The 21,685-nt window shown below is 48.4% G+C and carries 21 protein-coding genes; 17 read left to right on the top strand and 4 right to left on the bottom strand.

What is annotated here, in order from left to right; all coding sequences use genetic code 11:
- The first annotated feature begins 112 nt into the window (after window positions 1-112).
- On the top strand, window positions 113-1,186 hold the full coding sequence (locus CHK_RS11360) for a uroporphyrinogen decarboxylase family protein (RefSeq protein ID WP_046444155.1): 1,074 nt from the start codon (window positions 113-115) through the stop codon (window positions 1,184-1,186).
- Between the two features lie 97 nt (window positions 1,187-1,283).
- On the opposite strand, the gene CHK_RS11365 is transcribed toward CHK_RS11360, so the two are convergent.
- The 3 genes from CHK_RS11365 to CHK_RS11375 all read right to left on the bottom strand — a co-directional run bounded on the left by CHK_RS11365 (window position 1,284) and on the right by CHK_RS11375 (window position 3,019).
- Complete coding sequence (locus tag CHK_RS11365; RefSeq protein ID WP_046444156.1) at window positions 1,284-2,090, bottom strand: NYN domain-containing protein; 807 nt, start codon at window positions 2,088-2,090, stop codon at window positions 1,284-1,286.
- Window positions 2,091-2,156: 66 nt separating this feature from the next.
- Window positions 2,157-2,591, bottom strand: a complete 435-nt coding sequence (locus CHK_RS11370) for an RrF2 family transcriptional regulator (protein WP_046444157.1) — start codon at window positions 2,589-2,591, stop codon at window positions 2,157-2,159.
- Window positions 2,588-3,019 (bottom strand): RrF2 family transcriptional regulator, encoded by a 432-nt coding sequence (locus CHK_RS11375; RefSeq protein WP_046444158.1) that lies wholly within the window; start codon window positions 3,017-3,019, stop codon window positions 2,588-2,590. Before CHK_RS11375 ends, CHK_RS11370 begins: the two co-directional genes overlap by 4 nt.
- Window positions 3,020-3,229: 210 nt before the next feature.
- Between CHK_RS11375 and CHK_RS11380 the strand changes: the two genes are divergently transcribed.
- From CHK_RS11380 to CHK_RS11390, 3 genes are all read left to right on the top strand, one after another.
- On the top strand, window positions 3,230-4,507 hold the full coding sequence (locus CHK_RS11380) for an O-acetylhomoserine aminocarboxypropyltransferase/cysteine synthase family protein (protein ID WP_046444159.1): 1,278 nt from the start codon (window positions 3,230-3,232) through the stop codon (window positions 4,505-4,507).
- A 16-nt stretch (window positions 4,508-4,523) separates the two neighbouring features.
- Window positions 4,524-5,450 (top strand): cysteine synthase A, encoded by a 927-nt coding sequence (gene cysK, locus CHK_RS11385; RefSeq protein ID WP_046444160.1) that lies wholly within the window; start codon window positions 4,524-4,526, stop codon window positions 5,448-5,450.
- 165 nt (window positions 5,451-5,615) lie between these two features.
- The gene (locus CHK_RS11390) at window positions 5,616-6,158 is read left to right on the top strand and encodes a cysteine hydrolase family protein (RefSeq protein ID WP_046444161.1); all 543 of its coding nucleotides are present in this window, start codon (window positions 5,616-5,618) and stop codon (window positions 6,156-6,158) included.
- A gap of 195 nt (window positions 6,159-6,353) precedes the next feature.
- Here the strand turns inward: CHK_RS11390 and CHK_RS11395 are convergent, their stop codons facing one another.
- Window positions 6,354-7,367, bottom strand: coding sequence for a choloylglycine hydrolase family protein (locus tag CHK_RS11395; protein ID WP_046444162.1), 1,014 nt, complete (start codon window positions 7,365-7,367; stop codon window positions 6,354-6,356).
- Between the two features lie 338 nt (window positions 7,368-7,705).
- On the opposite strand from CHK_RS11395, the gene CHK_RS11400 reads away from it, so the two are divergent.
- The 13 genes from CHK_RS11400 to CHK_RS11460 all read left to right on the top strand — a co-directional run bounded on the left by CHK_RS11400 (window position 7,706) and on the right by CHK_RS11460 (window position 21,512).
- Window positions 7,706-9,217: an amino acid permease gene (locus tag CHK_RS11400; protein WP_046444163.1), complete on the top strand. Its 1,512-nt coding sequence runs from the start codon at window positions 7,706-7,708 to the stop codon at window positions 9,215-9,217.
- 179 nt (window positions 9,218-9,396) lie between these two features.
- On the top strand, window positions 9,397-10,332 hold the full coding sequence (locus CHK_RS11405; protein ID WP_046444164.1) for an alpha/beta fold hydrolase: 936 nt from the start codon (window positions 9,397-9,399) through the stop codon (window positions 10,330-10,332).
- 17 nt (window positions 10,333-10,349) lie between these two features.
- Window positions 10,350-10,769 carry an AI-2E family transporter gene (locus tag CHK_RS11410; RefSeq protein WP_046444165.1) on the top strand — a complete coding sequence of 140 codons (420 nt, stop codon included), beginning with the start codon at window positions 10,350-10,352 and terminating at the stop codon, window positions 10,767-10,769.
- 82 nt (window positions 10,770-10,851) lie between these two features.
- Window positions 10,852-11,778 carry a DUF3089 domain-containing protein gene (locus CHK_RS11415; RefSeq protein WP_052740543.1) on the top strand — a complete coding sequence of 309 codons (927 nt, stop codon included), beginning with the start codon at window positions 10,852-10,854 and terminating at the stop codon, window positions 11,776-11,778.
- A 625-nt stretch (window positions 11,779-12,403) separates the two neighbouring features.
- A complete protein-coding gene (locus tag CHK_RS11420; protein WP_046444166.1) occupies window positions 12,404-13,879 on the top strand; it encodes a sugar ABC transporter ATP-binding protein in 1,476 nt (491 codons plus the stop codon).
- 14 nt (window positions 13,880-13,893) lie between these two features.
- Window positions 13,894-14,901, top strand: coding sequence for an ABC transporter permease (locus CHK_RS11425; protein WP_046444167.1), 1,008 nt, complete (start codon window positions 13,894-13,896; stop codon window positions 14,899-14,901).
- Window positions 14,902-14,913: 12 nt separating this feature from the next.
- A complete protein-coding gene (locus tag CHK_RS11430; RefSeq protein ID WP_046444168.1) occupies window positions 14,914-15,894 on the top strand; it encodes an ABC transporter permease in 981 nt (326 codons plus the stop codon).
- Between the two features lie 34 nt (window positions 15,895-15,928).
- Complete coding sequence (locus CHK_RS11435) at window positions 15,929-17,020, top strand: autoinducer 2 ABC transporter substrate-binding protein (protein ID WP_052740544.1); 1,092 nt, start codon at window positions 15,929-15,931, stop codon at window positions 17,018-17,020.
- Between the two features lie 79 nt (window positions 17,021-17,099).
- A complete protein-coding gene (locus tag CHK_RS11440; protein ID WP_046444169.1) occupies window positions 17,100-18,077 on the top strand; it encodes a sugar phosphate isomerase/epimerase family protein in 978 nt (325 codons plus the stop codon).
- A 24-nt stretch (window positions 18,078-18,101) separates the two neighbouring features.
- Complete coding sequence (locus CHK_RS11445; protein ID WP_046444170.1) at window positions 18,102-18,896, top strand: SDR family NAD(P)-dependent oxidoreductase; 795 nt, start codon at window positions 18,102-18,104, stop codon at window positions 18,894-18,896.
- A 57-nt stretch (window positions 18,897-18,953) separates the two neighbouring features.
- Window positions 18,954-19,700, top strand: a complete 747-nt coding sequence (locus CHK_RS11450; protein WP_046444171.1) for an SDR family NAD(P)-dependent oxidoreductase — start codon at window positions 18,954-18,956, stop codon at window positions 19,698-19,700.
- Between the two features lie 262 nt (window positions 19,701-19,962).
- Window positions 19,963-20,358: a hypothetical protein gene (locus CHK_RS11455; protein ID WP_046444172.1), complete on the top strand. Its 396-nt coding sequence runs from the start codon at window positions 19,963-19,965 to the stop codon at window positions 20,356-20,358.
- Window positions 20,359-20,504: 146 nt separating this feature from the next.
- Window positions 20,505-21,512: a LacI family DNA-binding transcriptional regulator gene (locus CHK_RS11460; protein WP_160295647.1), complete on the top strand. Its 1,008-nt coding sequence runs from the start codon at window positions 20,505-20,507 to the stop codon at window positions 21,510-21,512.
- The last annotated feature ends 173 nt before the right edge of the window (window positions 21,513-21,685 follow it).

Below are 21,685 nucleotides of genomic sequence, written 5' to 3' on the forward strand. Positions count from 1 at the left end.
GCCCGAAGGGCAGGAGAGCTACCCGGGGATGGCAGTATTGGTAAATGTTGCTTTTGCAACCATTTCGCAGGATGCAATCAATTTAATAATGGGTTAATAAAAGGAGGAGAAAATGGAAAAAATGAACTCGTGGCAAAGATGTATGGCGGCTATGAATTTTGAAATGCCGGACAGGATCCCGGTTGTACCGCAGGCGTTTTTGGTGGCATGCCGTACGGCGGGCTATCAAATCGGACAAATCAACAAGGATGGAAAACTGATCGCGCAGACACATCTTGTGAGCCAGGAAAAATTTGGTTATGATGGAATCGTTGTTGATGTGGACGATGCGACGCTCGCTGAAGCATGCGGCGCAAAGGTGCAGTTCCGTGAGGATGATGTAGCTGTTGTGGATGAGTCGGAGCCTCTTCTGAAAAGCCTGAAGGATGTGGAGAACCTTGAATTGCCCGATCCGCTAAAGGATGGAAGACTGCCCGTATGGCTGGAGGCAACGCAGATTTTGCGGCAGAAGCTTGGCGGTGAGGTCTTTATTATGGGCCGGGCAGACCAGGGGCCCTTCGACCTTGCGTGCCTTCTTCGCGGGGCGCAAAATTTTTTGATGGATCTTTTGACCGAGGATCCGAAGGATGTCTACAAGGTGCTGGAATATTGCCGGAATGCGGCGATCAGGTTTGCTAAAGCGCAGAAGGATGCAGGCGCTGACGCGACCTCTATTGGCGAGGCATATGCGGGGCCGAATCTTATTTCACCTGATATGTACCATGATTTTGCGTTTGAGCATGAGAAGATTATGGCGCAGGAGGTTCAGGATTATGGAATCCCGCTGTCCCTGCATATTTGCGGGGACGCGTCCAACATCATTGACGAGATGGCGAATACCGGCTCGCAAATCATTGAGGTGGACTGGAAGGTGGATATGGGCAGGGCAAAAAAAATCGTTGGAAACCGCGCTGTCCTTATGGGCAACGTAGATCCGTCCGATCCCCTCGTATGGGGTACGCCGGAGCAGGTGCGTGAAAAGGCAAAGAATATTATTGAACAGACGGGCGGCATGGGGGTATTTTTGAGCTCCGGCTGCGCGATGGGGTACAACACGCCGGATGAGAATATGATGGCGCTTATTCAGTCGGCCGCCGATTATGGCACGGCGGAGCAGCTTGCAGAATATCAGAGGAGGCTGGATTAGCAGAGAATACAATTTCCGTGCCTTTGCAAGAACACAGACACAGCAGGTACAGGACAATATAAAAAACTCCCTGCGTGAAAAACGCAGGGAGTTTTTGCTACGATTGAATACGTACCGAATTGGCCTTTGTCCGCTTTGGTTTTTCTTTGATGCGGATAAACTGGTGCGTTACATGTGGATTTGACGTGGGCCGCGGCTCTACGTCAAACTGCCGCAACGATTTTACAAGCTGGGTGAGCTTTGCAAACCCATAGTTACGCGAGTCAAAATCCGGATACCGTTTATTCAGCAAATTTCCGACTGCGCCAAGGAAGGCCCAGCCGTCGTCGTCAGAAATGTCGTTGACGATCGCCTTGATTGCACGTGTGAGCTGCGTTTTACTCGCCATGGAAGACTTTGTCCCAACCTTTTCGTTTTCCGCCGTCGCTTCGGCTTCTGCGGCAGCTTCTGCGGCTTCGCCGTTTGTACTGGAGGCAAGCACCTCCAGGTATTTAAATATTTCACATGCCGCAATGAAGGGCGCGGGCGTTTTCCGTTCGCCCATACCCATCACAAACATTCCCGCCTCGCGCAGGCGTGCGGCGAGCCTTGTAAAGTCGCTGTCGCTTGATACGATGCAGAAACCGTCCACATTTCCGGAATACAGGATGTCCATCGCATCGATGATAAGCGCCGAATCAGTCGCGTTTTTCCCCTTGGTATAGCTGTATTGCTGGATTGGCGCAATCGAATAGTTCAAAAGCACCTTTTTCCAGGCGGTGTTGTGCGTGGTCGTCCAATCCCCATAGATGCGTTTGTAGGTCGGCGTTCCATAATTGGATATCTCGTCAAAAATAAACGGGATATATTTATCGGATACATTATCCGCGTCGATCAATATCGCAATCCTTTTATCATTTTCCATAAAAATCTTCTTTCTACCTTTATTGATTTCATTATAACATAAATAGTGCAGATTAAAAAACAGACTTCACAGGCCGCTTGAATCCACGGCCTGCTCCCTGTTTTCAAATTCGTGAATCATATCTTCTATTGTCGTTTGCTCCAAAAGCCGCATGATCGTATCGTCGATTTTGTTCCATACGTTTTCCGTGAGAAAGGCGCGCAGCGCAGTATCGTTTCCCGCGTCGCCGTCTGTGAGGGACATACTTCCTTCGAGCGCCGTGAGGATCATTTTCATGGTGATTTTATCTGCGGGCAGCGCGGGCTTATAGCCGCCCTGTGAGCCTGCGATGCTCGATACCAGCCCCGCCTTTTTAAGTGAGGAGAAGATGCCCTCCAGATATCGGAGGGAAAGCGCCTGCCGCTGTGCGATGCTTGAGAGGGAAATATAATCGTCTGCGGCGTTCATCGAAAGATCGATCATAGCGCGCAGGCCGTATCTTCCCTTTGTCGATATCTTCATGCCGTGCCTCCTCCTTTTACGAATGCCGTACCAAGATCATACAATGTGAGACTGTCAAGGATTGCGTTTATCTCATCAGACATCGTAACCCACAGCCAGCGTGTCACGCATTGGTCGCGTACGGGGCTTTCACATGCGGAAAGGTCGCTGACGCACGCAACCGGCACAAGACAACCCTCTATAGCCCGTACAACCATGCCCGCAGTAATATCCTGCGCGTCGCTGCCAAGCAGGAAGCCTCCGCTTTTCCCGCGAATGGTTTTCAGAAGGCCCTTTTTGCGAAGGGCAAAAAAAATCTGTTCCAGATATCCTTCTGAAATTCCCGTTTTTTCTGAAATCTGTTTGATGCTGATGGGCGTTCCTTCCGGGGAAACAGACATATATACCAGCGCCTCGAGCGCATACCTGCTTTTGGTGGAAAGCTTCATTGCCAATCCTTCCCGCCGCTTTTTAAAAGAGCGGCAACTCATCCTGTCAAATAGTAGTTAATTTTATTGTAAGAGTATTTCGCAAAAAAATCAATAATAATATTATAATTCCTATTGACTTAGTAATCTTTTGATGATATACTTGCAAACAAGTTAAAAGATTACAAAAATGATAGGAATTATATTTTATCAATAAAGGAGAACACGGAAATGGCAAGAGAATTCAAATTCGAAACAAAGCAGCTCCATGCAGGGCAGCAGGTGGATCCGACCACAAAGGCGCGCGCAGTGCCGATCTACCAAACGACCTCCTATGTGTTTGACGATACGCAGGAAGGCGAGGATCTTTTCGCACTCAGGAAACCGGGGAATATCTATACGCGCCTGATGAACCCGACCAACGATGTGTTTGAGCAACGGATCGCAGCCCTTGAAGGCGGAGTTGCAGCTCTTGCCACAGCCTCCGGTTCTGCTGCGATTACGTATGCAATCCTCAACATTGCCGGCGCCGGAGATCATATTGTAGCGGCGTCCACATTGTACGGAGGAACCTACAACCTGTTTGCCACAACGCTTCCACGGTATGGAATCACAACGACGTTTGTCGATCCGGACGATCCGGCGAACTTTGAAAGCGCGATCAGGGAGAACACAAAAGCGCTTTATATAGAGACGCTTGGAAACCCGGGCATCAATGTAATCGATATTGAGAAGGTGGCGGATATTGCGCACAAAAACAAAATCCCGCTGATTGTGGATAATACCTTTGGAACGCCTTACCTTATTCGGCCATTTGAATTTGGCGCGGATGTAGTGGTACATTCGGCAACGAAATTTATTGGCGGGCATGGAACGTCGATTGGCGGCGTGATTATAGACGGCGGAACCTTTGATTGGACGAGCGGTAAATTTCCTTATTTCACAGAGCCGGACCAAAGCTATCACGGCGTTCGTTTTGGATATGACACAGCGCCCGCGGCATTTGTAACAAGGATTCGCGTGCAGCTCATGAGGGATACGGGCGCGTGCCTGTCGCCGTTTAATTCCTTCCTGTTCATTCAGGGGCTGGAAACGCTTTCCCTGCGGGTAGAACGCCATGTGGAGAATGCCAGGAAGGTTGCGGAGTATTTGAGCGGGCATGACAAGGTTGCGTGGGTTCATTATCCGTCGCTCAAAGGTGATAAATATTACGGGCTTGCACAAAAATATTTTCCAAAGGGCGCGGGATCGATCTTTACCTTTGGCGTGAAAGGCGGCGGGGCGGCTGCCAGAAAGTTCATCGATCATCTGGAGCTTTTCTCGAACCTTGCCAATGTGGCGGACGCAAAATCCCTGGTGGTGCATCCCGCTTCATCAACACACCAGCAGCTGTCGCCGGAAGAGCAGGAAAAGGCGGGCGTTACGGAGGATCAGGTAAGATTGTCGATTGGACTTGAAAATATTGACGATATCATTGAGGACCTTGAAATTGCGTTTTCAAAGATTTGAAAAGGAGTGAACGAAAGTGCCTATTGCAAATAGTTTAATTGAATTGATTGGAAATACGCCCCTGTTGGAGCTTAGAAATTATGAAAGGGAGGAAGGCGCGGCGGCAAAAATTGTCGCGAAGCTCGAATACTTTAACCCGCTTTCCTCAGTAAAGGACCGCATCGGCGCGGCGCTCATCGAAGATGCTGAGGCAAAGGGCCTTATCGACCGGGATTCGGTGATCATAGAGCCGACCAGTGGAAATACAGGCATCGCGCTTGCGTTTGTATGCGCGGCGAAGGGGTACCGGCTGATATTGACCATGCCGGAAACCATGAGCGTCGAGCGAAGGAAGCTGCTCGCGGCGCTTGGCGCTGAGCTTGTGCTGACGGAAGGCGCAAAGGGGATGAAAGGAGCAATCGCAAAGGCGGAAGAGCTCAAACAGCAGATACCGAATTCATTCATTCCGGGCCAGTTTGTGAACCCGGCGAATCCGGATATCCACAGGCGCACAACGGCAAAGGAAATCCTGCGCGACACAAACGGCAAAGTTGATTTTTTTGTAGCGGGAATCGGAACAGGCGGCACGATTACAGGCGTTGGAGATGTGCTTAAGCGCTCTAACCCGGACGTTAAGGTGATCGCCGTAGAGCCTGCGGATTCTCCGGTGCTTTCGCAGGGCAAGGCAGGCCCGCACAAGATACAGGGAATCGGCGCGGGCTTTGTGCCGGAAATACTGGACACAAAGGTGATTGACGAAATCATCACTGTGGAAAACGAACAGGCCTTTGCGGCGTCGCGGCTTGCCGCAAAAAAGGAGGGGCTTTTGGTGGGCATATCCTCCGGCGCGGCCCTTTATGCGGCGGCACAAATCGCCAGGCGTCCTGAGAACAAAGGAAAAACGGTTGTGGTTCTTTGCCCGGATACGGGAGAGCGGTACCTTTCAACTGCATTATATGAATAATGGTATAGGCTTCATTTGCCTATCCTCCCCTATAGGAGAGCCCATTCGCTCTCCTTTTTTAATGAACAAAAGTGGAAATGCTATTGTAATCATTTTTTTCTGTGCTACACTATCAGGTAATGGTAAGGAATAAAAAATAATTCGATTATTTAAAGGAGAAAAACAATGGCAAAAACGGCAGTAATTCTGGTAGATATGCTCAATGATTTTGTGACAGGGGCGCTTACCTGCGAGCGTGCTGTGGCAATCGTGCCGCAGCTTGAAAAGCTTGTGGCGGAGGCAAGGAAAAAAGACGTGACCGTCATTTATTCCAACGATTCCCATTTAAAAGGGATTGACAGGGAACTGGAATTGTGGGGGGATCATGCAATCGCAGGCACGCCGGGCGCAGAGGTGATCCCTGAGCTTACGCCGCAGGAAGGCGATTTTGTGATTCCTAAAAGACGCTACAGCGGATTTTTCCAGACAGATTTGCAGCTCCTGCTGGACGAGCTTGGCATTGAGCGCCTTGTGATTACGGGCCTGCACGCGCATATGTGCGTGCGCCATACGACGGCGGACGCTTATTATTGGGGCTATGAGATCGTAGTGCCAAAGGATGCGACAGATTCCTTTACGGAGGAAGATTACATTTACGGCATCAATTACCTGAAGGATGTGTATGGCGCGCAAATTACGACGGTTGACGAAGTAGTCAAAACATTTTAACGGCCTGAAAGCGCGCGGTAAAGCACGGAAAAAATAAGCAAGCGTGTTATAAAGGCCGAACGAGAACGGGCAGGAAGAAAGCAGGGGGGAACATGTTCCTCCCTGCTTTTGTAAATCTCAGTATGAATGGAAAATGGAACATTTCTTCAGTACGGCACGTTCCATCGGCTCGTTGCAAAACACTTCAAATATTTTTTATTCTGCAGCTAAGCTCTGAAACGTAAGGGGCTGGCTGATTTTTCCCATAGAAACCGGACCTGTCATATCCCCCTTCGGAAGTTTCGCCGTAATAATTTGATTGTTATCGTATGTTTTGAAAAAATATTCGCATGTCTGCGTATTCATAAAGGAGACGTAGCGTGTGAAATCCACAGTGTCGTTATTTGTGATCACAATGCCTTTGGGTATCATGACGTTTTCAATCAGGTGGAAACACATGGTAACAGCTTCTTCCCTGCTTTTTGGAATTTGTGCGTGAGCCCTTTGGAAAGCAGTACGGACAAACCTTGCCGGCGGGGTATAACCTCCGGGAAGTACGTCTGTGCCTGAAGCGTTACCAAAGGGAGTCAATGTAGCATCTGCCCACTGGACGTGCGCGTCCTGCTGCGTAGACGCGTTCATGTAATTGCGAAGATTGGTCAGATGCCAGTTGAAATCAGGGCTGTTGGTTAAAACGCCAACGGGGTTATCCCACACATCCAGTCCTTTTTTCGTCTGTTCGATCACGATGCACTTGCCGCTTTTGTCTGTCGCAATCCAGTGCAGCGGCGTATCCATTTTTGTAACGGAGTTTTCGACGCTGATAATCTCGACCGAACGGATCGCATCTTCTACTTCGTCTACGGAAGAACACTGCCCCAGAAGATAATGTACGACCTCCAGGGCGGCAAGCGCAGGCTTCCCCACGTTTTCCGCCGCGGAGCTGTAATGCGCGTATCCCGGGAAATACAAGGTTGCTGCCGCAAAGCCCTCTTGGTTTACGCCGTCTACAAAGACAAGTTTTTTTTCTGCCCCCTGGCCAAGGTCCAGTTCCTGCCCGATGCCAATAAAGCGGTATTTATTCTGGAATTTTGCATTTCCCAAAATGTCGCTCCATTCAAAAGCCTCCGGGACAGCAAAAACGCCTGGCTCTATGGCGTATGAAAAGTCCATGCTTCTACCAAAGAAAACTTCTTTTTGATCAGTCATGAGTGTCAATGCAGTACACATATCGAACAACCTCTTTCTAAATAAATTACTTTTGCGTTTGGCAAATATATTTCAGCTATTATAACCACGGGCTAAGAAATCCAAACAAAATAAAAGCATCTCAGGACAAACGCGCCCCGGCCGGAAACAAAATATTTGGGGCTATGCGGAAGGCTTCCCGTTTATTAAAATCACGTGTTTTACGCTACAAATGGCGCGGGTGTTTTTTAACGCATAAGTCTCTTGGGGAAATGTTTACGGGACGGTGCGCCGCGTCAAAAACAATGATTACAAACCGAACCGGAGTTTATTATAGTGTAAATATTCATTCTGCCATGCAACGATAGAGGAGAATCAAAATGAAAAAAGAAAATAACGTTGCTCCACAGGGAAAACATTTAAGTTTATTCGCGTTTTTTGCATTGACAGCGTCAATGTCGGTCGCAATTTACGAATATCCAACATTTGCATCTTCCGGCTTCTCCCTTGTGTTCTACTTATTATTGGCTGCAATTTTATGGTTTATCCCAGTCGCGTTATCCTCTGCCGAAATGGCGACTGTCAAGGGGTGGGATAAAGGCGGCGTTTATACCTGGTCGGGAAATATGCTGGGAGAAAAATGGGGCTTTGCCAATGTGTTTTTCCAATGGTTCCAGTGTACGGTCAGCGCTGTAACCATGATTTATTTTCTTCTGGGAGCGCTCTCCTATGTCCTGAAATGGGACGCGCTGAACACAACGCCGTGGATCAAATATGTCTTTGTGCTTATCGTTTACTGGGGGCTGACATTTCTGCAATTCAGAGGAACGCGCCTGACGTCCTTGGTTACAAGGGTAGGCTTTACATCGGGAGCTATCGTTCCGGCGATCATCTTAATCGCCATGCTGGTCGCCTATTTTTCAACCGGAGGGAAAAGCCTGATCAAGCTTGACGCACAAAGTCTGGTCCCCAGTTTTTCCCAGATTAGTACCCTGGTTGTTTTTGTTTCCTTTGTTTTATCGTATGCGGGCAGCGAAGCATCCGCGCCTCACGCAATCGAAATGAAAAATGTGAAAAAGAATTATCCGCTTGCAATCATTATGCTCATTATTATGGCCATTATTCTGAATACAGTGAACGGAATGTCGATTGCTTCGGTTGTACCGGAAAAGGAAATCAGCCTTTCGTTGGGCGTTATCCAGGGATTTGAAGCCCTTTCCGGTCATTTTGGCGCAGCTTTGAGCTGGATGCCAGGTTTGATTGGGATACTGATCATCATAGGTATTTGCGCGGAGGTATCCTCCTGGATCGTCGGCCCTTCCTGGGGTATGCAATATGCCGGTAAGTTTGGATTGCTCGCAAAGCCGCTGACTGAAACAAATAAGCACGGCGTTCCCACCAAATTTCTGATGATGCAGGCCGCAATCGTAAGCGGCTGGGCTGCGTTGCTCACCTTTGGCGGCGGAGGCGGTAATAACATTTCATTTTTTACCGCCATTTCATTGACGGCTGTGATTTATCTCGCGGGATATGTTATCATGCTGGTTTCTTATATTAAGCTTGTCAGGAAGCATGATGACCTGGAACGCGGATTCCGAATATCCAAAGGAAAACCGGTCAGGTTGATTCTGGCTTTTGCCGGCCTTGCCGTATCTGTTTTTGCACTGGCGATCTCTTTTGTGCCTCCTTCGCAATTAGCCGGCTCCGTCAAACCGGAGGGATATATCGCAATGTTGGCCGGAAGCTTTGTTCTTGTGATGATCGCGCCGTTTATTTTATATCGCATTGCCCGTAAAAAAAGGCCGTTGCCGAAAGGGAAAAAAATGCCGGGAGCAGAAAACCAATACTCGTATGACGATGCTCCGGAAAGCCCGGGAAAACCGATTGGCTGACCGGCAGAATAACGATTTGAATTTTTATTTCAATGAAATGATATTGTTACCTTAGCGCAGTGGATGCGTCTCCTGGCGGGGCAGCTTCTCATTCTTTTATGAATCCGATACCAAAACCGGGCTGTTTTTTAAGCGCGAATCGGAGTAAAATAAAGAAAAAAGTAATTGGGGGGAACGTTATGGCATTTCAAAAACAGGAATTATCTTTTCCGTCGGCGGATGGGAGAAGCAGCGTATTCGCGCGTATTTGGCAGGATGACGGGGCCCGGCCCAAATTCATTTTGCAAATTTGCCATGGAATGTGCGAATACATAGACCGGTATGAGGAATTTGCGGAATTTATCTGCGCGCATGGGGGAATCGTATGCGGTAACGACCATCTTGGGCATGGGAATACAAAGCAGGCAAACGAAGGGAGCTATTATGGCTATTTTTCAGATAAAAACGGGGAAAAGCTTGTTGTAGAGGATGTACATTCCCTTACGAAACAAATAAAGGAACAGTATCCCGGGATTCCGCTTGTGCTGATCGGCCACAGCATGGGGAGCATGGTCGCCCGCAGTTATATGACGAAATACGGCGATGAAGCAAAATGCGCTATTTTTATGGGGACGTCCGGCGCGAATAACCTGACAGGGCTGATTCGTTTCCTTGCAAATGTCGGAATGCTTTTTGGACGTGCGAAAAAATCGGCAAAGCTGCTTTCGCACCTGGCGTTTTCCAAGTACAACGACAGGTATGAGGAAGTCCGGACGAAAAACGACTGGATCACACGCGACAGGGAGCGCGTCGACCGTTATAATGCCGATCCGCAGTGCACCTTCCTTTTCACAGACTGCGCGGCGTATGATTTTGCAAATCTTGTGGACGAGGTTTCAGGAATGCAGTGGGCACGGAGAATGCCGGTGGAAAAACCATACCTTCTGATTTCCGGGGGCATGGATCCGGTAGGTAATTATGGAGAAGGCGTAAAGGAAGTCTTTGAATGGATGCGGGAGGCGGGGCTTGAAACAGAGCTCAAGCTTTACGAGGGCGCGCGCCACGAACTTTTAAATGAGATAAACCGGCAGGAGGTAGCGCGGGATATCCTGAATTGGATCGGGAAGAACCTGTGAACCCGGAGGAGACGAAAATGGAAGAAAAAGAATTGAAAACGGTAGATAACAAAGCAGATGGCGATTCCGGGAAGCTGGATAAAATAGAAACGCTACTCCGGGAGCAACAGGAACACAACAGGAAAATGCTGCGTTCTTCCCATACGCATACGGTCATACTCATCATTTTTGTGGTCGTGTTTGCGATTGGACTATTTGCGCTGAATGCCACGTTTTCCACTGCGACGCAGGAGCTGCCGGCCATGATGCGTTCTGCAACAGAGCTTGCGGATACTGCCACAAGGGAAATCGGAAAATTGGAAGAGCTCGATATTGAAGCGCTTAACGAGACGATCAAGGGAATATCCTCCATTCGTTTCGACGTTCTCAGCCAAAGCATTGAGGAGCTTCAAAAGATTATCAGCCCGTTCGCCAGCTTTATGGGGAATTTTGACTGAATCCGGAGCAGATTCAATCCATCGCGTTTGTCAGCCCCGCTTTCGTGTGATAATATAGAGTATAAGGTGAAGTGAGGGAGCTATGGATTATTCGCGCAAAAGATTCTGGGCATTTTTGCCACGAAAAAAAGACGCGCCGAAGCCGGTCGACGTTTTTTTTGTATATCCGACTATTTATGCACACCCGTTCCAAAAGAAAAATCATAATATGGGAATGTATAATCCAATTTATCGCGGGATTGCAAAAGGAATCAGCGCATGGCAGGGGCAGCTGTTTGCGCGCCAGTGTAATTTTTATGCGCCCTATTACCGCCAGGTAGGACTGGAAAGCTTTAAAATGCCTCTGGCTGATTTTTTGGAGGCGAGCAGGAAACCCTATCAGGATGTGAAGGATGCTTTTTATTATTATCTGGAGCATTATAATGAGGGAAGGCCCTTCATTCTCGCGGGACACAGCCAGGGCAGCGCAATGCTTCTTGAGCTGATGCGCCGTGAATTTGGCGACAGTACGCTGCAAAAGAAACTGGTGGCCGCATACCTCATTGGCTTTTCGCTGGTACGTGATGATTTTATCATTCATCCGCATTTAAAGCTTGCAAAAGCGGCTGACGACCTTGGCGTGATCATAAGCTATAATACGACTGCAATGGATTTGCCGCTGATGCGCTTTATCCGTCCGGATTCCGTATGCGTCAACCCGTTAAGCTGGAAGCTTGATTATGCCTATGCGGATAAACGCATGAATGAAGGCGCGGTTCTTTTTGATTTTGGTAAAAAATTCCGTTTTATCGCGCCGCACTATACAGGCGCCCGCGTGGACAAAAAGCGCGGTGTGCTTGTAATCGACGACGAAGCCGCTTACAATTTATATAAGGCGCGCTGGTTCTTCAAAAAGTTCCTGATGAACCGTGGATCCCTGCACATGCTGGACATCGCGCTGTTTTATAAAAACCTTGAAACCAATGTGCGCACGCGCATTGACCGCTATTTTAAAACCTGCACGACTTAACAGGGGCATGTTTCATAACGCCTGTAAAGGCTAGCCCGGCTCTTAAACTTAAAGTTTTTATTTTCATTCAGAATATCTAATATAACATCCACGATATAAAAAGAGGAATTATCCGGCTAAGGATAGATTAACGTTAAACTAAAATCAGCTATGCAAGGCGCTTATTTGTTGTGCAGATACTAAGCGGCAAAAATAAATACGGAAATAAGAAAGATTAAAAACAGGCAGTATAAAAAGAAGTTTTGTTAACAAAATAAAATTGAAGCAAAAAAAAGTATAAAAAAATTGAAATTGAGTATTGACAAAGTTTAAATTTAACGTTAAACTAAAAATACACACAGACAGTCAAAACAGTAACAAATTTCTGGATGCCGTGAGGCGTCGGTTTTATCCAAACGACAGTATAAAAAATAGTAAACAAAATTTTATCCAAAGGAAAAGGTTAGCCGCTTAATCGTGGTTTTATTTACCTAAAATTAAAAATCATACATTGGTTGGTTGAAAGGATGTGTTTGCAGGCTGCAAAGAGACTAAAAATGTGTGTACAGGTAACATAAGGACTAAATAGTTTAACGATAAAGTAATAATGAAAGGGCAGAGCAATAGTGCAGTAGTGGAGGAAAAGATGAGTGTTTTAGAGTTTAAAAACGTATCAAAATCATTTCCTGGCGTAAAAGCGTTGAGCGGTATCAGCTTTTCGGTCGAAAAAGGGGACGTGCACGTGCTTATTGGGGAAAATGGCGCGGGAAAGTCGACCTTGATCAAAATTCTGACAGGCGTGAACAAGCCCGACGAGGGAAGCGAGATATGGATCGACGACAAAAAAGTGGATATCACTTCGCCGGTGGATGCGCTTAATCAGGGTATTGTAGCGATTTATCAGGATTTTTCGCTGTTTGATAACCTGACGGTTGTGGAAAATATTGCGTTGGGACTTCAAATCGCCAATGGGAAAAAAATCGTGGACTGGAAGCACATGAAAAAGCGTGCGGCAGAGGCAATGAAAAAAGTCCGTCTTGAGGCCAACCCTGAGGAGCTTGTCGCAAACATCTCGGTTGCAAAAAAGCAGCTTGTGGCTATCGCGCGCGCCCTCGTTTACGATGTGAAGGTGCTCATCATGGACGAGCCGACATCATGCCTTTCACAGGGCGAGGTAGAGCAGCTTTTTGAGATCATACGCGAATTGAAAGCGGACGGTATTACGATTATATTTGTCAGCCACAAAATGGAAGAAATATTTGAGGTCGGGGATATGATCTCTGTTCTGCGCGACGGACAGTATAAAGGAACCTTCCGTAAGGAGGATATCACGGTGGAACAGCTCATCGAGTTGATGGTGGGCAGGAAGATCACCTACGAAAACTATGAAAAACGTAAATTTCACGAACCAATCCTGAAGGTTGAGAACCTTTGCAAAAAATCAAATTTCAAGGACATCAGTTTTGAACTTAACAAGGGAGAAATACTTGGCTTCACAGGGCTTGTAGGCGCAGGGCGCACGGAGGTCATTCAGGCGTTGTTTGGCCTTAATAAGCCGGACAGCGGGCAGATTTACCTGCACGGTAAAAAAGTCAGCATCGATTCCCCGGTGGACGCGATCAAAAACAAGCTTGGTTATGTTCCGGAAAACCGGCTGACAGAAGGGCTCATCCAGACGCAAAGTATCAAGAGGAACCTGAACGTTGCGATCCTTAAAGAGCTCAAGCAGGGCATATTCCTGAGCAATACTGCAAAGAATAAATCGGCGGAAAAGTGGATGGAAAAACTGGCGATCAAGCCGGTGATACCGGATATGCTGGTCGGCAAGCTTTCCGGCGGAAACCAGCAGCGCGTTGTTATCGCGAAATGGCTGGCGACACATCCGGAAATACTGATTGTTGACGAACCGACAAATGGCATTGACGTCGGCGCAAAAGAGGAAATACACAGGCTGCTGCGCCAGCTTGCAGGGGATGGCATGAGCATTATTGTCGTAAGCTCCGAGCTGCCTGAGGTCATATCGATCTGCGACCGTATCCTTGTTATGAAAAACGGTAAAATCGTAGCGGAAATGGGCGAGGGCGCAACACAGGAAATGATCCTGAACAAAGCGGTTCTATAGCGGGGGAAAAACAGATGGAAAAGGTAAGACAACTATTCAAAAAGAAAGAGATGGGCATTCTGTTCATCCTGATCATCACAATGATCATCATTACGATTGGGAACACCGTCTTTATCCGCCCCGACAACATTATGGATATCCTGACGTCCAATATTGTAATGGGTATCTCGGCGCTTGGCATGCTCCTGATCATTATTACCGGCGGTATCGACGTATCAGTCGGCGCGGTTATTACGGCCGTTACCGTAGTGATTGGGGAGTTTTCCACGAAGGTCGGCGGAAATCTATTTATACTGGTGCTGATTGCCTGCGCTTCAGGCGCGGTGCTGGGACTGATGAACGGATTGCTGGTGGCAAGGCTCAAGCTTCCGGCCATTGTTGCCACGCTTGGCACGATGAGCATTATCAACGGGCTTGTGCTCCTGGTGACAAACGGAAAGTATATCAGGAACCTTCCGGACTATATTTCCGGCCTGGGCCAGCAATACCTCTTTAAAATGGACCTTCCGGACGGCGGGTTCTGGGGGGTTCCGGCAATTTGGCTTTTTTGGGCAGGAGCAATCATACTCACATGGTTTATCCTGCGTCATACGGTAATCGGCAGGGGAATTTATGCGGTAGGCGGCAATGAAGAATCCGCACAGCGTGTGGGCTACCGGCCAAAACGCGTATTGACATTTGCCTATACGTACGGAGGAATCATGGCGGGCCTTGCGGCAGTGGTGCATACGGGAATCATGAGACAGGTAGATCCGCTGGCATTCAAGGGCTTTGAAATGCAGGTAATCGCTGCGGTGGTCGTAGGCGGCGCGAATATCCTCGGTGGATATGGGACCGTTCTTGGCACGACGATCGGCGTATTATTTATGGCGGTGATCAACAACGGAATGGTTTTGATGCACATTCCTACGTTCTATCAAAAAATTGCGATAGGCCTTGTAATCCTGATTGCGATCTCAATCGACGTCGTCCAGCAAACGATGAAGGAACGCAGGATGGTCAAAGTGGATATCAAGGAGTAATAGGAGGACGTTATGAAAAAAACCAACGAAGTATACATCCTGCTGGGCGTTTTGGGCCTGATCATCGCAGTATTTGCAATTTTATCGGGCGGCGCATTATTTGACGGCGGGGTGATCCAGACATTTGCGTTCCAGTTTCCGGAATTTGGACTTCTGACGCTGGGCATGATGATTGCGATCCTGACAGGAGGCATCAATATGTCGCTGGTCTCAACGGCGGCTCTTTCAGGGATATTGGGAGCGATGGTGCTGTCAAATCCCGCTTTGGAACCAGCGCAGGCAATTACGCTTGGCATCGTGGTGTGCATGGTCAGCGCGGCTGCCATGGGCGCGCTTAACGGGGCGATCATTTCCTTTTTGAACGTACCGCCTATGCTCGTTACGATTGGAACCATGACGCTGTTTGAAGGAATCAGCCTGAACCTCACAGAGGGCGGCGCAATCTCCGGGTTTCCGGAGGAGTTCTTTACAATCGGCACGGGAAGCGTTCTGGGGATTCCGGTCCCGCTGCTCTTCTTTGTGATCGTTGCGGTAGCGCTGTTCTTCCTGCTTGAAAAAACGGTGTGGGGCGAGAAGGTTTACATGGTGGGCAGCAACCCCAAGGTGACAAGGTATTCCGGCATCAACAACAAAGCGGTTTTGTTTGGCGTCTATATTCTGTCCGGCCTGCTGTGCGGGCTTGCGGCGATCATCATGATCTCAAGGTACAATTCGGCAAAGGTGGATTACGGCGCCTCTTACCTGCTCCAGACGGTTGCGGCAGTCGTACTCGGCGGCACAAGCATTTCCGGCGGGTATGGTAAGGTGGCTGGCACGGTCGTTGCGGTACTCATCATCCAGCTTATCACCACCGGCTTTAACATACTGGGCGTAAACAAGCTTTATACAGATATTTGCGTTGGAGTGGTTTTGATCGCGGTGCTTGCGGCAAACACACTGAAAGGCGCATCCAAAAAGAAAATAAGTTTCTCTAAAAAGGGAAATCCGGCTTAACAAAACTCTGGAAATAAAAAAAGGGAGGAAAAAAATGAAAAAGAAATTGTTGGTAGTGGCAGCGGTCATTCTGGTAGCGGCGCTTGTATTTGCAAGCTGCGCACCGGCGCAGACACCGGCTGCGGAAAGTTCCGCGGCAGGAGAGGCAACGCAAAGCCAGGAGGCGGCTTCCGCAGCTCCGGCGGCGGAAAATTCGTCTGACAAGTCCGGGGACGACTTCACGGTGCTCGTTCTTCCAAAGATGATTGGTATTCCGATTTTTGACGCGTTTGAAGCAGGCGCGGTCAAGGCGGGCGAAGACTTTGGAATCAACGTGATCTATACCGGCCCGACGGCGGCAGACGCGGTAGAGCAGGTCAAAATCCTTGAGGATTACATCAATAAAGGAATTGACTGCGTTGCGGTAGCGCCGAACGATCCGGCGGCATTCTCGCCGGTACTCAAAAAAGCGCGCGAAGCGGGCGTAACAATCGTCGATTGGGACAGCTACGCAGAGGCGGGGCTTGCAGACCTTTCGTGCAGGCAGCTTGACGACGAAGAATTTGGGAAAGCAATCTGGGACGGCCTTGCAGAAGCAATGGGGACGGAAGGCGACTATGCGATCATCACGGGCGGCCTTTCCGCAGAGAACCTCAACAGCTGGATCAACGCAGGCATGGACTATGCAAAAGAAAAATATCCCAACCTGAATCTCGTTACGGATATCATCCCGTGCGACGAAAAACAGCAGACGGCTTATACAAAGGCGCTTGAACTGATCAAATCCTATCCAGACCTCAAAGGTATCGTAGGAATCAGTACGCCGGCTCCGATCGGTGCCGCGCAGGCAGTACAGGAAAAAGGACTGCAGGATAAGATCGCGGTTGTAGGTACGGTCGTTCCTAACGACGCGAAGCCGTTCCTGGAGGACGGATCGCTGGACAGCGGTTATCTGTACGATCCGACGGGCTTTATGTATGCGACGACATATCTCGCATGGCAGAAGAGCCTGGGCAACGAGATCACAGATCAGATGGAGATTCCCAACATCGGACAGAAGGTGACGGTATCTGAAGATGGAAAGAGCATTACTTATGCTCCGCCGCTTAAATTCACAAAAGAGAACGTAAACGACTACGATTTCTAAAAAAAGGTAAGGTTCCGCCCCGGAGATTTCTCCGGGGCGGGGCAATCTACCGAACTCAGGAGCAAGAGGAGTAAGAAATATGAAATTTAACCTGGATTGTCATTTGTTCTGCTTTGGCACGTTCAGCGAACGGTATGTCCCGGAGGGGTATTTTGACAGCGTAGATGTAAAAAAGGCATTTGAAACGATTGCATCCACATCGGTTAAGGGCTTTATGAATACATGGAAGCCCGGGCTTTTGCCGGATGATCCGGAAACAAACAAAAAATTTCTCGCGGAATACGGCCTGGTGCCCTCGTTGGTGCTGATTGATAATTTCGGAGACAGGAAATATCGCCATGGAGCGTTTTCAACTTCTCAAAAAGATGTACAGAAGGAAAACATGAAGCTTTGCAAGGAAGGGATCGATTTTGCAAAAGCGCTTGGCGTACACAGCGTTTTATTATGGCCCGCGCACGACGGCATGGATTATCCATTTTCGGTGGATTACCGGGCGACATGGGAACGTATGGTGGATAACTTCATTGAGATCGCGGAATACGCGGGCGACATGAAGCTTGCAATCGAACCAAAGCCGCAGGATCCCCGTCAGAAAATGCTTGTAAACAGCACAGGCAAGGCGATGATGCTGGTGCAGGATATCGCAAAGGATAACGTAGGGCTTGCGCTTGACGTAGGGCATTCGTTTGCGGCGGCAGAAAATCCCGCGGAATCGTGCGTTGTTATGGACAGGCATAAAAAACTGTTCCAGGTGCATCTTAACGATAACTATAAAAATGCAGATCCGGATATGATTTTCGGAACGGTCAATTTCTGGGAAAACCTGGAATTTATGTATTACCTCATCCAGACGGATTTTGACGGTTGGTGCTCTGTGGATATCATTGCAAACCGTGAAAACAGGGAGGATTCTTTCCGAGCCTGTGTGCGCCTGATTGAGAAGTACTATGAAATGGCCGGTAGGCTGGTGGAAAACAAGGACGTTCTCCAGGCAAATATGGAGGATTACCGTTTCAGCAAAAATATAGATTTGATCAGCAGCATCATTTTCCGGTAAGCGGAAAAAGAGGAGTGGATTGTTATGGCATTAAAACTGGAAAATAAAGTCGCGTGGGTTAGCGGCGCAAACAAAGGGATCGGCGCCGGCGTTGCCCGCCTGTTTGCGGCGGAAGGCGCAAAGGTGGCGATGATCGGCAGGACGCCCGCCGAGGGCGAAGCGATTGCGCAGGAAATCAGGCAGGCGGGAGGCGAAGCTTTTTTCTTCCGTTGTGACGTGTCTGAGGAAGCGGATATCAAAGCGTCCATCGAGGAGACCGCAAAACGTTATGGCACCATTGATATTCTGATCAACAATGCGGGAATGATCGACGTAAAGATGCTTCACGAATATACGTCGGAGGACTGGGATTTTGTAATGGACGTCAACGTGAAGTCCATGTTCCTGTCCTTTAAATACGCGTTTCCGTATTTAAAGGAGCATGAGCACAGCTATGTGGTAAACGTCGGCTCTATTTCGAGCTTTGTGGGGCAGGACAGCACGCCTGTTTATACGACATCGAAGGGTGCGGCGCTCAACCTTTCAAAGTCAATCGGGCTTGATTACGCAAGATATGGGATTCGCTGCAACTGCGTTTGCCCGGGCATTACGGATACGCCGATGCTGCATACGCATATGGACGCAGAGGCAGATCCGCAGGCACATTACAAAAAGCGCCTGACACGCGTGCCGATTAACAAGCCGCTTTTTCCGGAAGATGTGGCAAAAACATGCCTGTTTTTCTCGTGTGAGGATTCCTCCGGCGTGACGGCTACGTCTCTCATCATTGATGGCGGTTACCTTGGCTGCGCGGAATGGGACGCATCCAAGTATGAATAAAATTCGACAAAGAAAAACCTTCGGCGGCCTCCATGGCCGCCGGTAAAGGAGAAAGCAATGGATTTTACAGGAAAAACGGCAATCGTCACGGGCGGCGCGAAAGGAATAGGCAGGGGCTGTGTTGAGCTTTTCGCTGAAAACGGGGCAAATGTCGTACTCGCCGATATGAACTGTGATATGGCAACTGAGGTAGAACAGGAGCTAAAGGGGCGCGGACTTCAGGTCAAAGCGGTGAAAGTCAATGTAAAGCAAGTAAGCGATATCGAAAAGATGGTGAATACAGCCGTGGAATCCTTTGGAACGGTCGATATCCTTGTGAACAATGCGGGGATTTTCCATTCCACGCCGGTTGAGGACGTCACGGAGGAGGAATGGGATAATATAATGGCAATCAACCTGAAAAGCGTTTTTTTTGCTACACAAAAGGTATTGCCTTATATGAAGAAAAAGCACTGCGGGAAAATACTCAACCTCTCGTCACTGGCAGGCAGGAATGGCGGGATTGTAAACGGACTTGGTTATTCTGCGGCCAAAGCGGGGATTATTGGCCTGACGCGGGGGTTTGCGGCGCGGTTTGCACAGCATGGCATCAATGTCAATGCGATTGCCCCGGGCTCTACGGATACCGGTATTCTTGGCGGGCTCAGCGCGCAGGAAACAGCGGAGCTTGTTGCGAAAATACCATTGGGAAGGTATGGCACGGTGCATGAGGTTGCATCTGCAGTCGCCTTTCTGTGCTCGGACGACGCTTCCTTTATCACAGGAGCGGTACTCGATGTGAACGGTGGGATGTATTTCGGATGAAATAATGATCTGAAAGGTGCACTTTTTCGTTCGCATAGTTTTTTGCCGGCGCCCTGGATGGCGCCTTTTTTTTACCGGTAGCAGGATGAAAGGCAGCCGGCAGGCTGTGAGGGTATCCCAGGCGATATGTAAAAAAAGCGCTGGATTTGATTGGGCAGGCAACCGTTGCCAATAGTAAGGCGATGGTTTTGATCAAGTTGTGTGGGAAAAGGCTTTTGAGGTATAATACGCCTAAAGCAAAACGTACAAAAGGAGTTTTGATATGGAATCGAAAAAGAAAAACGAACTGTGCGGAGAAAAGCTGCCGGGAAGGATTATCACAAAAGTGGTCGGTAAGGATTCGCCGATTTTAAGCGAAAAAATGACGGTCGGCTTTGGAAAATACTGCGACGAGGCCGGCCCGATGCAGCCTCATAACCATGCGGAAGAAACGGTGTATATTGTAGACGCTAAAAACGGCTGGGTGCGCTACGGTGGAGAACCGGGCTGCCTTCTGCATAAAATGGAACTGGAAAAGGGGATGACGCTTCACTTTGATGAGCTGGAGTGGCATGTTTTCGAATATGGAGAAGGCGGGTTCGTTGAAATTATCTTCATTTATGGACAAACGGAAAATATCCGTCCGGAAGAGATTGAACAAAAGGAACGCATAAAGTAATCCAACTCTTTATAAAGGGCGATAAATGCGATAACAGAAACTAGTTTTACGTTTAAGTAAATTTTGCTTGTTTTGTTGACTTGCCCTCGATTCAATGATATGATTCAAGTAAGAAAAAGCAGAAAAAAGACATGGAGGAAGGAAACTTGGCAGGAAAGAAGCCGGTTACGCTCAAAACAATAGGCGAGAAACTGAATATATCCGCAACTGCAGTGTCTAAAGCCCTGCGGGGAGACCGCAGCATCAGCGAGGAAACGACGCGGAAGGTGAAGAAGCTCGTTGAAGAGCTTAACTACAGGCCGAATTCCATCGCGAAAAGCCTGCGTACCAACGAGACAAAGACACTTGGCCTCGTCATTTCAGATTCTACGCTGTCATTGTTCGCGCCGGTGATCGAGGGCGTCGAAAAAGTGGCGTCTGAAAAGGGCTATAGCATTATCCTCGCCGACGCGCATTCCAACGTAGAGAAGGAAAAAGAAGCGGTGCGTACGCTTGTGAGCCACCGGATTGACGGCTTTATGCTTGCAACCTCCATGCTGACAGGAGAAGAACACAAAAGTTTTCTCGATTCCTTTGGCATCCCTTATCTGTTTTTGCTCAGAAAATGCGAATACGAATCGGGCAATTACGTAATCAACGATAATGTTTACGGCACCTGCCAGATGATCAATCATCTGATCAAAACCAACAGCAAACGGATCCACTTCATCAATATCGCAAAAAGCATCACCACCGCCGCAGAACGTGAGCGCGGCTACCGCGAGGCGCTTGAGGCGAACGGCATTGCGTTTGACAAGAGCATTGTTTATAACGTAAACCCAAGCTTTGACGAGGGCTACCACCAGATGTCGCATATCCTTGACGCAGGCGAGCCTGTGGAAACCGTATTCTGTGGTTGCGATATGATCGCGGTCGGCGCTATGAACAGCATTATTGAAAAAGGCTACAGAATCCCTGAGGATATCCGCCTTGCTTCATACGACGATATTGAGTTTGCCAAATACCTGCGCGTACCGCTTACCACGGTGCGCCAGCCAAAGTACAGGATTGGCGAGCTTGGAGCGCAGATGCTGATCGAAATGATCACAAAGGATAAAGACCTTCATATCGATGTTGTTTTGAAGCCCGAACTGGTGCTTCGCGAGTCTACCTGATATTTTTTTCAATAAAAATCGTAAATTGTATTGACTTTGTTTTCGTTTGGTATTAAAATTGATTTATCGATAAACTAAATTGATTCCGTTAAAGAAAATTAAAACTCCTGATTAAACTCCTGTAAGCCACATTTTAATGTAAAATTGTGAAAAAAGAGAAATTGATTTTTTTT

The organism is Christensenella hongkongensis, from assembly GCF_000981035.1.
GTDB classification, from domain to species: domain Bacteria; phylum Bacillota; class Clostridia; order Christensenellales; family Christensenellaceae; genus Christensenella; species Christensenella hongkongensis.